This window comes from Pseudomonas lactucae (assembly GCF_016937615.1).
In the GTDB taxonomy this organism is placed as follows: domain Bacteria; phylum Pseudomonadota; class Gammaproteobacteria; order Pseudomonadales; family Pseudomonadaceae; genus Aquipseudomonas; species Aquipseudomonas lactucae.
In genome coordinates this window covers 102,171-123,433 of record NZ_JAFHKI010000006.1, presented here as the reverse complement: position 1 = coordinate 123,433, position 21,263 = coordinate 102,171, and the positions used below count along the sequence as shown (strand labels likewise).

Genomic DNA, 21,263 nt, shown 5'->3' with positions numbered 1-21,263 from the left:
CATGAGTTTTGCCATCACCGGCCTCACCAATGCCAACGAGTTCTACAGCCAGCACTACCTGGACGAGATCCTCGAAAAAGACCTCAAGCCGCTGTTTGACCAATGGAAAGAGCAGGGCGCGCAAAGCCCCGTCGCTCGTCTGCGCACTGCTGCGGGCGCTAATGGTTACTTCCGTGCCCGCGAGCGCTTTCTGAATGAGCGCAAAACTAGCGAGCGCGCCAGCCTGTTTATTGACTTAGTGCAGCCTCTGCTCGCTGCCCTAGGTTACGAGCTAGTGCCTCAGAACCTTACGTTGGCCGAAGGCGAATTGCCGGTGCTCGCGGTGTACCGCGATGCCAAGCACCAGCCGCTGTTGGTTGTTGCGGCAGCTATTGCCAATGCGGAAGACGACGAGAACAGCCCACTGCAATTGCTTGCGCCGGCGGCCAGTGAACAAGGCAAAGGTAAATATGCCCACAGCGATTGGGAGGAAACCCTCAGCAAACGCCTGTTTGCCGACGACCACCCGCCACGCTGGGTATTGCTGCTGCACCATGAAGAGTGGCTGCTGATCGAGCGCAGCAAATGGGGGCGCAAGGCACTGCTGCGCTTCAACCTGCCGGAACTGTTCGGTCCGCGTGATGACAAGCAATTCCGCGCTATGGCCGCGCTGCTGGGCAGCCAGTCGGTGCTTCCGGTGGAAGGCGGCGTGGCGCTGCTCGACAGCCTGGACGACAGCTCGCACAAGCATGCCTTTGAGGTATCCACTGATCTCAAATACGCCCTACGTGAATGCATTGAGCTGATTGCCAATGAGGCTATATGGTACAAACGCACGGTGGCCAAAGAGAAGGTGTTTGAGCGTAACGATACCGACCTAGCCGACCAGCTCAGTCGTGAAAGCCTGCGCTACATGTACCGTCTGCTGTTTATGTTTTATATCGAGGCGCGGCCCGAGCTGGGGTATGCGCCCATCGATGCCGAGGCCTACCTCAAGGGCTACAGCATCGAGCACCTGCGCGAATTGGAACAAACCCCGCTGATCACCAGCGAAGCTCAGGAAGGTTTCTATTTTCACGACAGCCTCAGGCAGCTCTTTGGCTTGATCTGGCAAGGCTATCCGCACCGGGATGCCAGGGCGAGTCAGCTCGACTTGGGTGGCAGTCATGATAGCTTGCTCGACAACGGCTTCACCATCGCGCCGCTACAAGGACACCTGTTTGACCCTACGCGCACACCGCTACTGGGTAGCGTGAAGCTGCGTAACTCGGTGCTGCAGAAAGTGATCGAGCTAATGTCATTGTCCCGGGGCGGTGGCAAGAGCCGTCGTGGGCGTATCAGCTATGGCACCCTCGGTATCAACCAACTGGGTGCGGTGTACGAATCGCTGCTGTCCTTCCGTGGCTTTTTCGCCGAAGAAGATCTCTACGAGGTACGCCCTGACCCCAAGGGTAAGAAGGCAAGTACGGGCGACGAGAGCGAAGAAGACGATTCGAGCGAGAGTGATACGGACAGAGAGGAAGGCCTCGATACCCCCAGCGCCGCCGACAAGAAAAAAGATGCCGAGGTCAACCCGCTGGATGCGGCGTATTTTGTACCTGCTAGTAGCATCAGCCACTATACAGACGCTGAACGCTTGTTTGGTGGCAATACGAAGATTCATCCTAAGGGCAGTTTTATCTATCGCCTGGCCGGTCGTGCCCGCGAGAAATCGGCGAGCTATTACACCCCGGAAGTGCTGACCAAATGCCTGGTCGAGCATGCGCTGAAGGAGATTGTCCCCGGCAAGTCGGCAGATGAAATTCTGAAGCTCACCGTGTGCGAGCCGGCCATGGGTAGCGCTGCGTTCTTGAACGAGGCCGTCAGCCAATTAGCCGAAGCTTATCTGCAGGCCAAGCAGAAGGAGCTGGGCCGCACTATCCCGCACGAGCAGTACACCGAAGAAAAACAGCGGGTGAAGATGTTCATTGCCGACAGCAATGTCTTCGGTGTGGACCTCAACCCCATTGCGGTGGAGCTAGCCGAAGTCTCCTTGTGGCTCAACGCCATTTTCAAAGGCAGCCATGTGCCGTGGTTTGGCTTGCAGCTGTACAACGGTAACTCCCTGGTGGGCGCGCGACGCGAACTGTTTAGCACCGCCCAGCTCAGCCCGGGCAGGGGTGAAAACGGTCTGCCCGAACGCGACTGGCGCGCTGCCGCGCCGCGTGCTTTGCCACTCACACAAGTGCCCGCCGCTACCGATGTATACCACTTTTTGCTACCTGCTGAAGGCATGGGTATGGTCAGCGATAAGGTGATAAAGGCACTGAAGCCCGCGGCCTTCAACCAATTCAAACAATGGCGCAACGCCTTTACTGCGCCGCTGAGTAGCGATGAAATCAAACGGGTACAGGCGCTAAGTGTTGCCACCGAGCAGCTCTGGCAGCAACACGCCCAGGAGTTGGCCCGTGTGCGCGCCGCTACTTGCGATGAGCTTCATGTATGGCCCGACCCGGCCGCGAACCGCGCTCCGACTAGCACCGCGCAGAAAGATGCCGCCTACCAGCGGGAAATGCTTAGCGAAGCGCAGAAAAATGCCAGCCCATACCGTCGCCTCAAACTGGTGATGGATGCCTGGTGCGCCCTGTGGTTCTGGCCACTGGATAAAGCCAGCGAGTTGCCTAGCCGCGAACACTGGTGGTTTGTGCTGGAAACTGTACTGCTCGGCAATGCCAGCCTGAACAGTGTGTCGGCGGATGATCTATTCCCAGAAACCCACCCGCAGCAGGGGCTGGACTTTGCTCCCGAGCGTGACCGTTACGGCTATGTCGATATCGCCGCGCTGATCAACGCCTTGCCTCAACTGCAGGTGGCGCAGCAAGTGGCCGGCCAGCAGCACTTTATGCATTGGGCGCTGGAGTTTGCTGATGTCTTCAAGGATCGTGGCGGCTTTGATGTAGTGCTGGGTAACCCGCCTTGGATCAAGGTGGAGTGGAACGAGCAGGCGCTGCTCTCGGACTTTGATCCGCGTTTTGCCATTCGTAAGCTTAGCGCCAAGCAGACGGCGGATCAGCGTGAAGCGGTGTTTGCCGCCTTGCCGCACGCAAAGGCTGATTTTCTGGCTGAGTGCGTGGCTACAGAAGGTATGGGGCAGTTTCTCAACGCCGTACAGAACTATCCGCTACTCAAGGGTCAGCAGAACAATCTGTACAAATGCTTTCTGCCGCTGGTGTGGCAGATCGGTAGTGGCGTACAGGCGCTACTGCACCCCGAGGGGGTGTATGACGACCCCAAGGCGGGAGAGCTGCGCGCATCCCTATATCCTCGCTTGAAGGCGCATTACCAGTTCACCAATGTGAATCTGTTGTTTCAGGAAGTGATGATCTGGGTCCGATATTCCATCAACGTTTATGGGCGTGTTCAGAACGAGATTCGCTTCCGGACAATGGCCAACCTGTTCGCGACAGCGACGGTAGCGGCCAGCCTGGAACATACTGGCGGTGGCTCCGTTCCGGGTATTAAAAGGAATGAAGGTGGATGGAATACGGCCGGTCATGCCAGTCGAGTGATAGAAGTGGATGAAGCCTTGCTGGCTACCTTTGCTCAGCTCTATGACATTCCTGGGACTCCTGCATTGCAGGCCCGCTTGCCCGCGGTACATAGCCGTGAGCTGGTTGCAGTGCTGGAAAAATTTGCCTGCGTACCAAGAAGACTCGGAGATCTGCAGGGTAATTATGGCACCCTTGAAATGTGGCACGAAACTGGCGCGCAAAAGGACGGCACCATCTGCCGCCGTAACACCAGCGAAGACGGTTTTGTCTCTGATCCCGCCGAGTTTGTGCTGTCCGGCCCGCATTTCTTTGTCGGTAATCCGTTCTACAAGACACCTCGTATGGTTTGCACAACTCCACGTGCTTATGATCCGCTCGACCTTGAATTACTACCTGACGACTACCTGGCGCGTACTAACTACCTACCAGCCTGCGACGCACAGGAGTACGCCCGTCGTGTGCCAAGGGTGAGCTGGGTGGAAGAGGGCGAGCGCGAAGCGAGAGCGGCGACAAGGTATTATCGCATGGCTTTTCGCGGCATGCTGTCCCAGTCAGGTGAGCGTACTTTGATTGGCTCAATTGCAGCACCGGGACAGGCGCATATTAACGGCGTGCAAAGCACCGTATTCAAAAGCGTTGAGCACCTGCTGTATCAAGCGATCTTTTCGTCGTCTTTGACCGCAGATTTCTTTATCAAAACCACCGGACGAAGCAATCTGCACTTTATCTGGGAGCAGTTTCCTATGGTGGAAATGCAGGCTGCTGCTGCGTTGAGAACCTTGACACTTAACTGCCTCACCACTCACTACGCTGACCTCTGGCGCGACTGCTGGCAGCCCGCTTTTCAGCAGGATTGTTGGGCCAGTAACGACCCGCGCCTGACGCAGGACTTCTTCACTCAGCTCACCCCCGACTGGCAGCGCAACTGTGCCCTGCGCAGCGACTATGCTCGCCGTCAGGCGCTGGTGGAAATCGACGTGCTCGCTGCCCAGGCACTCGGACTCACGCTTGACGAACTGCTCACCATCTACCGCGTGCAGTTCCCGGTGATGCATCAGAACGAGCGTGACACATGGTACGACGCTCAGGGGCGCATCATCTTCACCGTGAACATTGGGCTTGCGGGCGTGGGCCTGCAGCGCAAGGCCGGCAAGCGCGACGCCAGCTGCACCGTGCGCCTGCCCGATGGCAGCACCAAAACCGGTCGTCTCGGTTGGGAAGATGTAAAACCCAAAAACGGCCAACCCCAAGTCCCCGACGGCACCGTCATCGAGTGCCCTATCCTTGACGACACCCAACCCGGCGGCCCAATACACCGCACCATCCAATACACCGCCCCTTTCACGCTGGCTGACCGCGAAGCTGACTATCACGTAGCCTGGGCGCATTTTGCCAAGGAGGCGAACCATTGCTAACCCTACTGGAGGACTCAGCAAGGCGGATATCGGACAGCTCAAAGTTCTGCTGACGGATTGTATGAGCAACAGATGTTGAAGCGTGATGGCGCGAGCCATCGTTATTTCGTGCGCTAGCCGCTAAAGCCTGGATACCAGCACACCGCTGAGCTACCACCATAAGGAAACGGATTTTGGCTACCCAAACCATCGAGCAGTTCTTCACCGGCAAGACCCTGGAAATTCCCGCGTACCAGCGTGACTACGCCTGGACGACCAGCAATATCGACGACTTGTTTGAGGATATCGAGGAAGCGATGGAGCTGGGCGGTGGCCACTATCTGGGCACCTTTATCTTGTCGCAGACTGGAAAGATGGCACCGGTGCGAGTGGTGGATGGTCAGCAGCGGCTTACCACGCTGACCATGCTGCTCGATGCTTTGGTTGATGCAGTCGATGAGTTGCCCATCAAGGAGCATTACCGCAGTACCTACATCACGCATCCTGTATACGGCCCCAAGTTCACCGTTCTTGGCAGTAACAAGTCATTCTTTTCTGCACTACTGAATGATGAGATGCCAGAGCCTGATTCTGATGGCCAGCAGCGTTTACTGGTTGCCTACCAGTGGATTCGCCAACGCATCAGAGCCATCAAGGTGCACCAAGGACAGGAAGCCATCAAGAGCTGGTTGCTGAGCATCAGCCATCTTGAGGTGCTTGAGTTCACCGAGGCCAATGAGGGTAAAGCCATTCGCATGTTCCAGTCGGTCAACGACCGGGGGGTACCTTTGGCGAAGATGGATATCGTCAAGAGTTTGTTGATCTATTACTCCAATCGCTTTCTGGATGGCGAATTGGATTCGATGATCGCTGATAAGTTCGGTGAGGCCTTCCGCAGCTTTAGCAAACTCAAGAAGCTCGCGGCGGAGCCGGGTTATCAGATTCGTCTGATCAATCGTGATCCGTTCCGGGAAGACGACGTGCTGCGGTATCACTATTTCGCGTTTAACGGCGAGCAACACGATGTGGAGTCCGGGGCGGATTACAACGCAACCTCTGAAACAGTTCTGGAGTCTTTCCTCAAGCCGGCACTCAAAGCCATGCGCGGCGACAAGGAGCGCTTAGCCAGGTTTATCAGTGATTATGTCAGTGATTTGGAGGTGTTCTTTAAAGGTCTGCTCGGTTTGGCTGAGGGGGGGCGAACCAACCGAGGCCTTTATCTGCTGCTGGTTGTTCAGGATCTCTCGGCCACGCTTTACCCGCTGATCATCCGCCTGTTCACTTCGAAGATGCTGGAGGTGCAAGTACCTAGCTATCTGAATTATTCGATGCTTGAGTTGATTGAGCTCGCAGACCTTCGTGTGTTTAAACTGCAGGGTACGAATCCGCAAGCCGACATGGCTGCTCTCATGCGAGCGTTTAGTCATTTAACCACTGAGGAGATTGCTGAGCGGTTGATCAATTTTTGTCAGCGGTTTATGCCAAGCGCTAAGTTCGAGTCGCGTTTGGCTGGGGAGGAGATGTTCCGAAACCCTGGGCTTGCGCGAGTTTTGTTGGAATCTGAGAGCGCAGCCAGAGTCGCCGTGGGTTTGCCACAGCTCGATATAGGAGACCTGGTCGAGATCAGTACTGCAGGTCTGACCATCGAGCATATTCTTCCGCAGGAGCCTTCCTTTGGCGTCCGTCTGTATGGTTTCCGCACTGAAGACGCCTATCTCGAGCATATCCATCTGCTCGGTAATCTCGCACCGCTTGAGAAGCGCATCAACAGTGCCTGCAATAACTGCTCAGCGGAGAACAAGATGCGCGATCAGAAATTGTACCGGTCTTCGCAGTTCAGGTTAATCCAGGGGGGGGCGGCCAAGAACGCTAGTGCCAATCCAGCCTTTTCCAAGGATGCGATCCTTGCCCGTAGCATCGAGATTGCCAAGTTCTCAGTGAAAAAATGGCCCCTCACTGAAGCTGATCTTGCCGAGTAAAAAATATGCAGCCACTTATCGTTTCTCAGCAGGTCACTCAGGGCGTCGCAGACTTTCTGCGCACCGCATTCCCGTCCACTACTACTGGTTTTGAGGGCTTGCTGGAGCGCTTTTTGGCTGAGCGCAGCAATATCTTCAAAGGGCCATATCTGACATTGCCACTGCCATTTCGCAAGCAGCTTAATGGCGGGTTACCAGCTTTTCCTTGGTTACCCGCCAGCTTTGTGCCCCATGCACATCAGGCCAAGGCTTTTGCGCGGCTGGCGGGATCAGAGGCTCAATCCACGTTGGTGGCAACGGGTACGGGGTCGGGTAAGACCGAGTGCTTTCTATATCCGATCCTTGAGCATTGTCGAGTGGCGCGTGCCGAGGGGCGGCGTGGCATCAAGGCGATCATCCTCTATCCCATGAATGCCTTGGCCAGCGACCAATCTGGGCGCGTGGCCAAGGAAATCGTTAAGGCCGCTGGCCTTAGTGGGATTCGTGCAGGCTTGTATGTGGGCGATGCACCGGCTGTAGAGTCGCAAACGGTCGCCGAATTGAGTGGCGGCAGTTATTCGGTGATTACCGACCGCAATGCCCTGCGTGAAAATCCGCCGGATATTCTGCTGACCAACTACAAGATGTTGGACTTTCTTCTGCTGCGTGCAGCAGATGCCCCTTTGTGGGCGCATCAGCAGCCGGACACGCTGCGTTATTTGGTGGTGGATGAGCTGCATACCTTTGACGGTGCGCAGGGTACTGATCTGGCCTGTTTGATTCGCCGTCTCAAGGGACGTCTGAAGGCGCCGCCGGGCCAGTTGGTGTGCGTCGGTACTTCGGCAACGCTGGGCGATGATGGCGTTAGCGATTTGCTGGCCTTTGCCGGTGATGTGTTTGGTGAAGTGTTGAATGACAGTGCGGTTATCGCCGAGGACCGCGAGTCGGTTGGGGATTATCTCGCTGAAGCCCTAGTTGAGTTCACCCAAAGCCCGCAGCCCAGTGATCTGGATACCTTGGCACCCGATAACTTTGACGACCTGCATGCCTATCTGGCGGCCCAAGCGCCTTTGTGGTTCGGTGAGCCTTGCTCGGTCACGCAGGCAGAGGATTTTGCTTGGCGCTGTGGCTTGGGTAAGGACCTGAAGAGCCACTTTGCCTTCCAGAATCTTTTGCGTGATTTGGAGCGTCTTGGACCAAAGTCCGTGTTGCTGGATGACCTGTTGGTACTGCTCAAGCGCCGTTTGCCGAGCTGCGATGATGAGCGCTTTGCGCTGCTTTGGTTGTCTAGCCTGCTGTCGTTGGTGGCGCATGCACGCCAGGATGCACATCAGAACTTTTTCTTGCAGGTAAAGGTGGAAATCTGGCTACGTGAGCTGCGCCGCATGGTGGCTGTTCTGGATGCTGAACCGCAGCTTCGGCATCACGATGACTTACGTAAAGCCGATATGGAGCGGCTGCATCTGCCGGTGATCCATTGCCGCGAGTGCCACGCCACCGGCTGGGGTTCTACGCAGCAAAAGATCAGCCCCAATCAACTCACTCATGATTTGCAAGCGTTTTACAGCGCGTTCTTCGCCGAGGATGTGAGTACCCGTTTTATCTTTCCCTCCAGTGCGGGGGCGAACCCAGCAGTGTTCGAGCGCAAGCAGGTATGCCCTGCCTGCGGCTCCTTGCATCAGGCATCACAAACCGAATGCTCACACTGTGAGGATCAGCCTTTGCTGGCTATAGATATTGCCAGCAACCTGCGTGAAGGTACGCGCAATGGCGCGAAGTACACCAAGTCGCACCATGATTGTCCTTTTTGTGCCGGTTATAAAACGCTGACAATTGTTGGTTCGCAAGCGGCCAGTCTGGCGGCGGTGATGGTGGGACAGTTGTTTGCAACGCGCTTCAATCCGGACAAGAAGCTGATTGCTTTCTCGGACTCGGTACAGGATGCGGCGCATCGTGCAGGGTTCCTTGCCGCGAGAACCTGGCGAATGAACTTACGCCCGGCGTTGGCGCAGGTAATTGCTGATGCCTATGCAGCTGGGCGACCTGTGACACTAGAAAATTTGCCAACAGCATTCGCGCAACGTTGGCGCACGGCGCTAGGTGATGGTCATTACATTGCTAACTTCCTGCCGCCGCAAATGCAGTGGCTACGTGATTACGAGACCCTGATGGAAGAGGGGGCGCTGCCTGAAAGCAGCAACCTACCTAGCGAGTTGGCGAGGGTGTTGCCTTGGGTCCTCAATGCAGAGTTTGGCCAGGATGCTCATATTGGTCGCACTCTGGTAGCGACGGGAACTGCATGCGTAGTGCCACTTGCGGGCAAGTTAGACGAAGCCGCTCAATGGCTGTTGCCACGTCTACGTGACACGCTTGAACCGTTAGCCGCCGCGCAGCTGGAAGAAGTTGTTGTTTTACTGCGCGGGCTACTGGAAAACATGCAGCGCATCGGGGCTTGGCGTGATCAGGAGCTAGGGTTTTATGCGCGAATGGGTAGCAGCCCTTGGGGGTATAAGAAGAATCCAAGCCAGTTCAAGCTTCTAACCAGCCCGCGGCCTCCGAGGTTTTTGACACTGGCAGAGTTTGGTCGCTGTGTCAGTATAACTAAGAGCCATGCCCGTTTGTTTAGCGACTGGGCGTTCAAGGCATTGCCTGCTTTGCATGATCTGGCGCTGGGTACGGATGCCTTGATTGCGCCGCTTTATCGGCTTGCTCTTGAGGCATTGGAAAGCGTTGGCTTAGCAGGTTTTGAGGAGGCTACCGAGAAGCCGGATATCCGTGTATGGGGGCTGGAGCCCTCTGCTTTCCACGTTATCTTGGGTGGCAAGGTGTGGCGGTGTGCCAGCTGCCACAGCACAACACTCTCTGGCCCAGAGGATGATTTTTCTGAGCAAGCGTGTCGCCGCGTCGATTGCCGGGGCGAGTTGCACGCACTAGATGTACCCGGTGATTTTTATCGCAAACTCTACCTGAATGCGGACATTCGGCGGGTAGTGGCGCACGAGCATACTGGTTTACTGCCGCGCGAAACGCGCGAGGCAGTAGAGCGCAACTTTAAATCCAACAGTGATCGCCCCGGGGGCATTAATGTGCTTTCCGCGACACCCACTCTTGAGATGGGTATCGATATTGGCGACTTGTCCAGCGTGCTGCAATGTTCGGTTCCTCCACAGCAGGCAAACTACATTCAGCGAGCCGGTCGGGCAGGGCGTAGCACTGGTAATGCGTTGCTGATGAGCATGGCGACCAGCAAGCCGCATGACCTGTATTTCTGGGATGACCCGAAAACCATGATTGCAGGTTCCGTGCAGGCACCTGGGGTTTTCCTTAACGCCTCGGCGGTACTTGAGCGTCAACTTACAGCGTTCACTCTAGATTGCTGGGTGCATGAGAACGGGCGGGCGGCGCAGATCCCTCAGGAAATTCGTGGGGTGTTCACTGCGATCAATAATCAGACCAACAGCAAGTTTCCTTACCCTTGGTTGAGTTATGTGGAGCAGCACCAAGCGTCGCTTCTTGAACGGTTCTTGCGCTTGTTCAATCAGGGAGATATGTGCCCTTTGAGCGACGGTACGTGCCAATGGCTGGCTAATTTCATTCAGGGCAGCAACGGTGATAGCAGCCCGTTGGCGTATAAGATCGTCAACCGTTTGCAGAGCATTGCTAGTGATGTTGAAAGCATCAAGCGTAAGCGTGAGGCCGCAGTGAAGGAGATCGATAAGCTGCAGGCATTGACGGTGCGTGGTGAGGATCAGGAGCTGGAGTTGGCACGACTGCTTCAGGATCGAACTGCGCTTTCGCGTTTGATTGGCAGCATTGAGGGTAAGGCTACGCTCAATGTGCTGACTGATGAGGGCTTGCTACCCAACTATGCGTTCCCGGAGCAAGGTGTGCTGTTGCGCTCGATCATTGTGCGCGATTCAAAGGCCGGGACATCCGCTCCTGATCCTCTGACCTTCGAATATGAGCGTCCTGGATCAACGGCCATCACTGAGTTGGCACCGAACAACACCTTTTATGCCGAAGGCAGGCGGGTGGTGATCAACCAGATCGACGTATCGAAGATCAAGCCGGAGCACTGGCGTTTCTGTAGGCAGTGCTCCTATACCGAGCCGCTATCCTCAGGTGATCAACACTCTAACTGCCCACGCTGTGGCGATACGCTGTGGCGCGACAGTGGCCGGGTGCACGAGATGTTGCGTTTGACCACGGTGTTTGCCCGAACGCTGGATCGCGATAGCCGTATTGCTGACGACTCAGACGAGCGTCAGCGCGGTTTTTATGTGCGCCAAGCTTTGGTGGATAGCCCGCCTGATGCGGTGCGTCAGGCCTTTGTGATTGACGAGCAAACATTTCCTTTCGGCTTCGAGTTTCTCGATCGGGTGACTTTTCGCGAGGTGAACTTTGGCGAGCAGTCAGCGGAAGGCATGCCGATGGAGATCGGCGGGAAGGAACTCAGCCGCCCTGGTTTTAGCATCTGCCCCGAGTGCGGCACCTTACAGCGCAAGCGCAAGGCCGAGGAGCTATATCGAAACCATTCGTCCTGGTGCGCGAAGCGCAAGAACCCCGAGGCGAGCACGCAGCAGTGCGTGTTCCTCTACCGCGAGTTCACTAGTGAGGGCATTCGTCTGTTTTTGCCCGAGGTGGGTTTTGCCGATACCAACGAGGCCCTGCTGAGCTTTGTGTCGGCTCTGGAGTTGGGGTTGGCGCGGCGGTTTAGGGGAGCAGTGGACCATCTGCGTATTGCTCTAGATATGCGTATGGCTGCGGGCTCAGATACGCCGCGTTGTTATCTGGTGATCTACGACAGCGTGCCAGGTGGCACCGGCTATCTCAAGGAATTGATGCGCGCGCCCGAACCGCTGTTGGAAGTATTCGACATTGCACTGCAAGCCCTCAATACCTGTACTTGCAACCAGAATGCGGACACCGATGGCTGTTATCGCTGTGTGTACCGCTATCACAACAGCCATGATCGTAAGTCTATCTCGCGACGTACAGCACAGAAATTGTTGGGTGAGGTGATGCAGTACAAGGGAGCACTGAAGCCAGTTACCCATCTGGCCGACGTCCAGCCAGCTAACCAGTTACTGGATAGCATGCTGGAGAGGCGGTTTGTCGAAGCGCTGCGCCGTGAGCATGAAGGTGAGAAGTTCAAGCTGAGTGAGCTATTGTTCAAGGGCAAGGCGGGCTATCAGATACAGGCTGGCTCGCGTCGCTGGCGGATGGAGTTGCAGGTCAATCTGGGAGCCAGCGAAGGTGTGTTGATTCCGTGCAAGCCTGACTTCGTATTCTGGCCAGACGATGCCGCCGACGACCTGCCCGTGGCGGTCTTTGTTGATGGTTGGCAGTACCACAAAGACATCATTACTACCGATATAGCCAAACGTATGGCGGTGGCCAGGAGCGGGAAGTTCTCAGTCTGGACGCTAACCTGGGATGATGTCGAATGCGCTTTGCAAAACCAGGTATTACCTACGCCATCGCCTTGGGCAACTTTGCTTAATGATGATCCACAGCAGGTAGTGCAGAAGCTGTGCGCGGCACAGGGCATCGCAACACTCTCCAATTTCAAATCGCTGCCGTCCTTTAGCCAGATGCATCAGCGTTTAGCCCATGGGCAACATCAAGCGCTCGGCAAATTGGCCGTCTGCCTGGCTGCGGGAATGTTGATGCCACCGGGTGACACTACTGCGCTTCAAGTCCTGCGCGAAGGGGCTTTCTGGCAGCGTTTGGATGAGCTGGGTCTGCTACCTGACCTGCAACTGCATAGGTTGAGCCTGCGTCAGCTCGGTACAGCCTGGATGCTGGCCATTGCCATGCACCCGGAGCATCTGAAGCAAGTGATGACGGGCAATGGCTCTGCAGACTCTGAGCCTGTTCTGGTTGGCGAGTGGAAAGAAGATGGCCTGCCCGAAAGCGAGCTGCAGTTACGCTGGCAGCAACTTTGGCAGGCACTTAACTTATTGTTGCCGCTGAGTCAGATTTGGGTTGGCAACGCTGAAATGCCAGGGTTACCTGCGCTGCAGGATTGTTCTGCGCTCAAAGCAAAATCCGGCGGACTGTCTGAAGCCTGGCAGGAAGCGCTGAGTCTAGCTGCACATGAAGTACAGTCTTGGGGCTTGGCTCTGGCTGGTCTGGACGTAACCGCCCCAGAAGTGGGCTATGAGTTGATGGATGAGAAAGGCCGCGTAATAGCAGAAGCCGAATTGGCTTGGCCAGATGTTCGTACCGCCGTACTACTGCCAGATTCTGGAGCAGTGGCTGCGCTTTTTGCTGGCCAAGGTTGGCATTCTTTTACCGCTGATGGCAGTGAGTTGCCTGATGAGCTGAGAACCCTTTTGATGGAGACACTGGCATGACGCTGGCACTCAAGATTGCAATGTCCGATGACTTTCTGAAGTCGTTTTCGGTAGTTCCACGTTCTCATCAGCAGGCGGTACTGACCTTCGTTGCAAAGTTTCGTCAGAACCCAATGGCGACCGGCATCAATTATGAGCGCATTCATGATGCCGCCGATCCGAACATGCGCTCGGTTCGGATCAACGACAATATGCGTGGAATCGTGCTTAAACCTGATGTGGGCAACGTTTACTGCCTGTTGTGGGTTGACCAACATGACGATGCCTATCAGTGGGCACGTCGCCATCGAGTCGCGATCCATCCGGATGTTGGCAGCATCCAGGTTTATGCAGTGCAGGAGGTGGCTAACACGAAAGCATCTGACGCCTCGGCCGAGGTGCGTGCAGTGGGACTGTTCGATGCCCTCAAGGATCGTGAGATTCGCCGGCTGGGCGTACCCGATGATCGGCTGGAAGCGGTGCGTGCCGTAACTAATGAAGGCGAACTTGAGGCGCTGGAAGCGCAATTGCCCGATGAGGCATTCGAGGCGTTGTATCTATTTGCTGCCGGCGAGCTTTTCGACAAGATCATCAGTGATCAGGCCGCGCCAGAGTCTGTCGACCCTGCAGACTTCGGGGCTGCGCTGGAGCGCGATAGCTCGCGTCGTCATTTCGTGGTACTGACTGATGACAGCGATCTGGAGGCCTTACTGGCTGCACCTCTAGAACGCTGGAGGGTCTTCCTGCACCCAACTCAGCGCAAGTTGGTGGAGCGTGACTGGAATGGTCCAGTGAAGGTGACCGGTGGTGCAGGTACTGGTAAAACTGTTGTCGCCATGCATCGCGCTGCAAGACTTGCTCGACAATATTCGAACTTGCCTGGTCGTCCGGTCTTGTTTACCACGTTCACCAAAACACTTGCCGAGGACATCCGCCAGCATTTGGCGCTGCTGTGCACCCCACAGGAATTGGAGAAAATTCAAGTAGTGAACCTGGATCAGTGGGCTTCCAGCCTTCTGCGTCGTTTTGGCTACCCACATAACCTGCTGTACAACGAAGGCGATCGTCGCCGTTTCTGGCAAGCAGCTCTGTCTGCGATGCCGACATCGGTTGATCTCAGCCTAACGTTCATGCGTGCGGAGTATGAGCGAGTGGTGCTGCCTCAAGCTTGTGAAACTGCTGAGGACTATATGCGTGCCAGTCGAGTCGGCCGTGGCGGTCAGCTCGGCCGTGCGATGCGTAAGTCTATTTGGCCGGTGTTTGCCGAATACCGTGCCCAGCTGCAAGCCGCCAATTTGCGCGAGCCTGAAGAGGCCTTCCGTGAAGCCTGTCAGTTGTTAAGGACAGAGCAGCCCGCACTCGGAGTTCGGTCCATGGTGGTAGATGAAGCCCAGGACATCAGCAACGCAGGTTTTGAGCTTATTCGCACAGCCGTAGAGGAAGCTGAAAACGACCTGTTTATCGTTGGCGATGCTCACCAGCGTATCTACCGGCACAAAGTCGTACTGAGCCGGGTGGGCATTGAGGTTCGTGGCCGCAGCCGTAACCTTAAGGTGAACTACCGCACCACAGACGAAATCCGTCAATGGGCCTGTGCTCAGCTTGAAGGATGTGCTGTCGACGACCTGGACGGGAATGCGGATTCTCTGCGCGGTTACCGTTCGCTTACCCATGGTGATGTGCCGGATATCATTGAGTCGTCTTCCGTTAATGAGGATATGCCGCATATACAAACGATCCTTAAACAACTGCAGGACGATGGCATGGAGCCTCGACAGATTTGCATCACCGCACGTACTAACGAGGATCTGGAAAACATTGCTAGAGCTCTGCAGCAAGCCAATATTATTCACTTGAAACTAGATAACGCAACCTCGGACGATTCGGCACTATTGGGCGTCCGTCTAGCCACTATGCACCGCATCAAGGGGCTTGAATTTAGCGTAGTGATTGTTGCCGCCTACAAGGGAGCCACTACTTATGCAGGGCAATTTAGCCGTGATGAAGATGCCGGGGTAACCGAAGACACTGAAACTTCTGAAAGATGTCTGCTGCACGTTGCTGCTACTCGAGCAAAGAGAAATTTGTTTCTCCTAGTGCGGCCCTCTGTTGGCTGAAGTCTCAGACCTATACAGCTAAAAATTAGCTGTATAGGTCGGCCCAGCATTACTGGCTAACACTGCGACGCCCGGCCAGCTTAAGCTTTGCAAGCCTCCTAAGGCTTGGGCATAAACCTACGTTTTCGCGTCCGATCACCTTTTCAATCCAGTCGAATTGGCTGTCTCGGACTTGCATTCTGGCGTGTTTCAGCGCTTGAAGCGTTGCAACGGCTAAGGCTTTATCTCCGATTGAAATACGCACGGGCTCGTAAGCAAGAATATCGACTGTTGTAATGAGTCGCAGTGTTTCAAAACGTTGGGAGGAAATTTGAGTCGCTTTTTTTTCATCAATGACTGCGGTAAACCCGTTGCTATGTGCAAGCGCGAGTGTCGCGGCTTCTCCGTCTCCGAGCGAGGCCGCTGTGGATCCGGATACCAAGTCGAAGAAGTGCTCTAATGCAATGCCAGAAAGCTCTTCTGTCTTTAAAATTTGATTATGGATTAGCTCCAAAAGCTGTTTCGGCTCAGGCCGGCTGTTTACCGTTCCTAGCTCAATCTCCCGTATTACATTGTCAGTGACAACAATAGGAGTCGGAACTGCTTGCAGGATTGCGCTTGCATAGCCGGTCGCCAGCAAGTTTATGATGACACTGGCGTCGAGAACGAGAATGCTATCTCGATCAGTGAGACAGCTTGAAAAGGTCATCAACCTCATCCTCTTCTGCCTCATCAAGCAACTCGCGTACTTTCGCCCTATCTAGCTTAAGCAAATCCGACATTTGCCCTTCGCTGATTAGATCCTTTTTCCAGGCATCGATAGCTAACAAAAAAAGCCTAGTTGATTGCGCGCCTTCCATAGGCGTGGAATCTTGAGCTATCGTGCCTAGTACCTGCTGGGCTTGGTCGTCGGTTATACCGCCATTATCCATGAACCAATCCCACGTTCCCTTTTTCGTCAGATCTAATTCTTCAAGCCTCATCACCATTGCCTGGCGTGAAATGCCAAAGAAACTAGCGAGCAGGATGATGTGCCGACGAGTGAGGTGGGTTGATCCAATGGTCACTTCCTTGAACTTTTCCATGACAGTGCGGGCAGGCGTCAGAAAAGCACTACCGAAAGCATTCGCGTAACGTTCTTCACGCGAGTTCTCATGCTTTTCGGCTTGATAGATCTCGGGCTGACGTCGCGTCGCTATAAAGTGCCCGAGCTCGTGGGCGCCAGTCTGGGTTTGACGATCCTTCCGATGTACTGCATTTATTAGCATACAGGCGCCAACGGCGTCGTCATAGGCAAATAGCCCAGACACTTTCGATTCAAGTCTCCGGCTATAGACACGAATTCCAAGTTGCATCTCTATGAGTGAAAACAGATCTTGGATGGGGCTCTCGCCGAGCCCTAGCCAGCTTCGGAGGCTATGAGCATCGTGCTCTGCTTGTTTGCGTACATCGCCTGGTAAGATGCTTTTTTCGGTCGGATAATTCGAGGTTTTCCGAACACCTAAAATGTTTTCAAGTTCTACTTCCGCCCTGACGAGATCATTCAACATCCGAGCAGCTTGGTCGATGCCTGCATCACCAGTGTCTGGGAGTGAGCGGAAGCGAGGAACAAGGTCCACATGGACCGCTTCTCGGCGTAGCAAAGAGTTAGCAGATACTCCATAACAGCGGCTAAGCATCTGGATCTCGTCAAGCTTTGCAGAGCGCTGTCCTTTTTCAATAGCCACAAGAGTGGTTCGAGCAAAGCCAACTGCTTTGGCCGCTGCGTCTTGGGTCATGGCCGCGGTTTCGCGCGCGACCTTTAGTCGTTCACCCAGTTCACCTGGGTTCAGTTCATAGTTTGGTTTGGTCATGATGCGCCATCTATCCACTTCCTCACGAACGACTCTGATCTCATATCGCTCGTGAACGCTGACCATTCCTTGGCATGTTGCTGCAAGAGCCTGTCAAGGTTCTGCGCCACGGCATGTGGCGACTCGGCCAGAGCTCGAGCCAGTTCGCTCGTTCTGCGGCGTTTGATCAGTTCGTACTGCGAAGATTCCCGAATCGAAGAAAGGTGCTCGAAATGAAGTACCCCTGCGATAGCGTATTGTTGCAAGGCTTCGGTAAAGCTGGTGAATTCTTTTGCTGCGCCTGACTTCCAGGTCGGACTATCTAGGGATTCCCACACATAATTCGTTGGTGGCTCTTCCAATCCTGCAGCGTGAACGCTAAGGCGGCGAAGCATACACGCGGCGCATATGCCGCACTGTCTTCTTGCGCCTGAAACGGCTACCTGCCGGGATTGCTGCCAGCACGACCTGGTCGTTATCCAATTCACGTTAGGGCCACAGGTTTCCACAAACTCGCGCAGGGTCTCGCCTTTCGTCATCCAAAGCCTGGGAAAGGTGTACTGGAATCGGTAACCAAGAAGTGCTTCGATAAAGCGCTCCATCAGCTTGGTGAAGACGGGGTGATTTCGATAGTCCTCATACCCATGTGCAACAGGAAGGAGCACAGGTGCAAGTGCACCTTGTCCGCTTTCGGGGATGATGGCCATTGGAGCATCAATTAGATACGCCGCAACTGCCGATATGATACTGAATTTGAATCCGCGGCTGCGTGCACTTCTCTCAGCGCTTCTTGCATCATCAAGCTTGACTGAATATGGGATGGCCGTGAATGGAATCCTTTGGCGTTCCTTTTTTGAAATGTCGTGTTGTTTGCTCCCTATTCGAAGACGAATCAGGCGTTTACCTAGGCGCTTGCTCTCAAGCTCAGAGACCGCACGTGAGTCCATTCCATCACTGAAGGCAATGACAGCCTCTGCATCGGAAGGAAAAGCTATTTGGCCTTGCGGCGGTCTCTGTGCAGCTTGTTTTCGAGGTCCAAAATTGAAATGCCAGTCGTCTCCGGTCAAAAGGTTCAGTGCGTTGACGAGCGCTCGGTTTACCTTGTTACTCGACCACCGCTCAACGTCGTGTACTGGAGCGTGAACGATGAATCGACGGCCCCAATTCATGGAACTGCGGACAAGGTAGCGATCACAGAACTCAACTGCAGCTGATATGAGTAGTGCGTCATACGTTACGGGCTCCCATTTGTCATGGGATGAGAAGGATGCGAGAGCCTCGAGGTCGAACTCGATGTTCTTCTCGATGTAACACGGGATTACGCCGTTTCTTTTGCGGGCGCCAGGTTCAAGTATATCTACAGCTATTTCCTTAGGCGGGAAGGTGTTCATCACAACGATACCCCGTCATCAAGACCTTCCATCTTCCTCGGTGGAGCGATTCGTACGGGCTCTGGGCCCACAAGATCCAGACCGAGCTGGGTGCTCGATAGAGTAGAAATGGCATTCTGTAGTCTCTTACTCACGTGCTCTGCTCTTCGCTCGTTTGAGTCGCGAAGGTAGTGTTCTTCAATCGACCGTATGTTCGCGTGGCAGCGGTCTTTGGCGGCGAGGCCTACTGCCTCATGGAATGCTTCAATTCCAAATTTCCCTTCATGGATAAGGGCGATGCTCCATTCCACAAGATTCGTTCCAAAAACGGAGGCTGCTGCAAATGCTTTCGCATCTTCAAGTTGCGTAAGCGCGATTTCTCGAATTTCCAGAGAGTTATCACAACCGGTAAACACTGCTTTCAGGGCTTCCATCAGGAGCCACGAGACCTCCATTTTGAAGTCACTGGCAACTGCATGCTTCGTAGCCTCAGCTATCTGGGAGGCATCGTAGGTGTCTTTGTCCGCACGCTTTGCCAGTTCTTTCCATGGCTTTCGCAGCTTCAAGCTTCTATGTGGCCCATCGCTCATTTCGTCCAGCCCCCAGTGAATACCGGTTTTGACATTGTCAGATATTAGTACTAAAAATCTGACAATGTCAAAGGCGCAATTGGAAACAAGGATGTGCCCGATGATTTCGGTTTCTCAATAGAGTAGAAGCTGATTTTCGTCAGCGCATAGGACATGCCATTTATGCGCGGGGGGTACGGATGAGTCGGTAGCCTTCAATGCAAAACCAGTCTGAGTCTCTGAGCCCTTCGTACAGGGAAGTTTTCCAAGAGTTGGTGTCACGGGCGTATCGCGAACGAAATTGACCATCAAGATGCTGGCGAACCCCATCGGGGCCTGAGCTAGCTCCGACCTCCTCAAGCGAATAAGAGATATCTGCCATTTCACTGGCAGCTTATGCAGCGTAGAGCTCACCGAGGCCCATAACTCGAAAATGATGATGCACGCGTTTTGTGAGCACTTCCGTGTGTGTTAAATGCTGGCGCAGGGGGCTGAGAGTCACCGAATAGCGCCCGGCGCATCTCTTCTTCCGTCAATTCTGTATTCATAACATTTCTCAGAAGGGCGTTATGTACAACCATGCAGATTCTATCAGCGTGGTCGGACTCTGCATTATTCGTCGCTAGGTCAGACCTGAAGCGGTGCAGGGCCACCAGTCAACGTGGAGCGTCATCATCTGGCTGGCAGCTTCATTCGATGTATAGCTTATTGATACTGCATGCTTGTTTTATCACTGCTTCACATTTACGCTTTGTCCCGCCACGGTCAATCCCGTGGACGGGTGTCAGAACCTGAATTGTTCGAGGCGCATAGCGCCATAGCCAGTTATTAGGTGCTTACATAGGCTTAGCTGCTGCTTTTCTATGGCGGTCCGTGCGGGGCAGGCTTCGGCCTGGCCGGTTCCCTCGGACGCCGGTTTCTGACCCCCGTACGGTCCGCCACCCATTTCGTGTCAGAACGGCTGGGTGGACGGCTCCTTAACTGTCCGAGGAGATAAGGAAAATGACCTGTCCCCCTTTTAAGCTCGTGCGCCACCCCGGTCAAATGATTCAAGCTGCAAACCATCTCGGAGGATTCCGCGATGTTTGATCTTTCGCTTCTCATTGGCCTCCCCAAACCTAACAGCATCGATACTTCATCGCTTACCCCTGAAGATGCAGCGATTAAACTACGGCAGGCTGCAATACTTCGGCTTAATGGAGCACAGAGCGTCCTGCTTCATTTTCCACAGGATGTTGAGCTGGCGGTAGAGCTGTTGGACGGCGCGGCTGTGTTGTTCGACAAGGCGTTTCGATGTTTGTCCGGTATCCCAGCTCAGCGCGTTCATCAACAGGTTGGTGAGTACGTCTCTGTCCCTTCAGCTGAAGGCTGTCCTGGTCTTCGAACACCATGGGGCAATGAATTCCGCCCGATGATTGAGGACGGCGTTCGGTGCGCTGAGACCTGGCTCGATGGTTCATCATTGCCGCTGTGGTGGGCACTGGCGCAAAATCGAAAGCATCATCGTCCAGGTGATCCCCAAGAAGCATTTGAAGCAGGTTTTCTGCTGCGGTTGCAGCAGACACTGATCATGCGACGTGAGGCCGTCACTTCTCAATCAACCCGCTTTGATGCCTGAGTCTGTAATTGACGTTTGAGATTTGCTTTTCCCGCCAAACCCTCCGATCAAGCGATCTTTGATCGCGCCGATCGGAGGGTTCACTCGCTTTTCTCGAAGCTGCGGCGTTCCACCCTCCCATTTTCAATTTGACGAACGCCACACTTGCTTTCCCACGTCAGTAATTCCCTGCAACCTTTATCAAGCGCAGCGCCATTTCAGTGTATGTGCGGATCTTTTCGTTGGGCATGGATGTAGGAGTGGCGACAGCGGCGACGCTGGCGACAACCCACGTAGAACGTGGCCTGGAGCATGGCGACAATACTGGCGACAGTCGCCACTTTCTGAGCACTTCGGCAGTGACGCTTGACCGCTTTTTCGAGTGAGTATAAAAATTGGCGCACGGATCGCTGTCGTTGACAGCACCTGCCCAGGTAGCCAGAACCTTTAAGGCTACGCCACTTGTGTGGTGGTTCTCCCGAAGTGCGATTAGCGTCCGGCGGCTCGCACGGTCACTCCACAAGAGTGATGGATGCCTACTCGACTGATCTGCCCACTGCGGCAGACGATGGACCTTCCTCGCTGCGCCAGACTGCGCCC

The 21,263-nt window shown here is 54.8% G+C and carries 9 protein-coding genes; 5 read left to right on the top strand and 4 right to left on the bottom strand.

Going from position 1 to position 21,263, the window contains the following annotated elements:
• The first annotated feature begins 1 nt into the window (after position 1).
• The 4 genes from JWR98_RS01630 to JWR98_RS01615 all read left to right on the top strand — a co-directional run bounded on the left by JWR98_RS01630 (position 2) and on the right by JWR98_RS01615 (position 15,316).
• Positions 2–4,924, top strand: a complete 4,923-nt coding sequence (locus JWR98_RS01630) for an Eco57I restriction-modification methylase domain-containing protein (RefSeq protein ID WP_205489175.1) — start codon at positions 2–4, stop codon at positions 4,922–4,924.
• A gap of 173 nt (positions 4,925–5,097) precedes the next feature.
• A complete protein-coding gene (locus JWR98_RS01625; protein WP_205489174.1) occupies positions 5,098–6,882 on the top strand; it encodes a DUF262 domain-containing protein in 1,785 nt (594 codons plus the stop codon).
• Between the two features lie 5 nt (positions 6,883–6,887).
• Positions 6,888–13,220, top strand: a complete 6,333-nt coding sequence (locus JWR98_RS01620) for a DEAD/DEAH box helicase (protein ID WP_205489173.1) — start codon at positions 6,888–6,890, stop codon at positions 13,218–13,220.
• Positions 13,217–15,316 carry a UvrD-helicase domain-containing protein gene (locus tag JWR98_RS01615; protein WP_205489172.1) on the top strand — a complete coding sequence of 700 codons (2,100 nt, stop codon included), beginning with the start codon at positions 13,217–13,219 and terminating at the stop codon, positions 15,314–15,316. Before JWR98_RS01620 ends, JWR98_RS01615 begins: the two co-directional genes overlap by 4 nt.
• 49 nt (positions 15,317–15,365) lie before the next feature.
• On the opposite strand, the gene JWR98_RS01610 is transcribed toward JWR98_RS01615, so the two are convergent.
• From JWR98_RS01610 to JWR98_RS01595, 4 genes are read right to left on the bottom strand one after another with little or no spacing between them, the layout of a single operon-like run.
• Entirely contained in the window at positions 15,366–16,004 is a 639-nt protein-coding gene (locus JWR98_RS01610) for a PIN domain-containing protein (protein WP_205489171.1), read from the bottom strand.
• Complete coding sequence (locus tag JWR98_RS01605; protein ID WP_169850665.1) at positions 15,979–17,148, bottom strand: XRE family transcriptional regulator; 1,170 nt, start codon at positions 17,146–17,148, stop codon at positions 15,979–15,981. The genes JWR98_RS01610 and JWR98_RS01605 overlap by 26 nt, the downstream gene beginning before the upstream one ends.
• Positions 17,145–18,518, bottom strand: coding sequence for a 7-cyano-7-deazaguanine synthase (locus JWR98_RS01600; protein WP_169850664.1), 1,374 nt, complete (start codon positions 18,516–18,518; stop codon positions 17,145–17,147). The genes JWR98_RS01605 and JWR98_RS01600 overlap by 4 nt, the downstream gene beginning before the upstream one ends.
• The gene (locus tag JWR98_RS01595; protein WP_201020189.1) at positions 18,518–19,063 is read right to left on the bottom strand and encodes a hypothetical protein; all 546 of its coding nucleotides are present in this window, start codon (positions 19,061–19,063) and stop codon (positions 18,518–18,520) included. Before JWR98_RS01595 ends, JWR98_RS01600 begins: the two co-directional genes overlap by 1 nt.
• A gap of 1,084 nt (positions 19,064–20,147) precedes the next feature.
• Between JWR98_RS01595 and JWR98_RS01590 the strand changes: the two genes are divergently transcribed.
• Positions 20,148–20,684: a LasR-specific antiactivator QslA gene (locus tag JWR98_RS01590; protein WP_205489170.1), complete on the top strand. Its 537-nt coding sequence runs from the start codon at positions 20,148–20,150 to the stop codon at positions 20,682–20,684.
• Positions 20,685–21,263 lie beyond the last annotated feature (579 nt).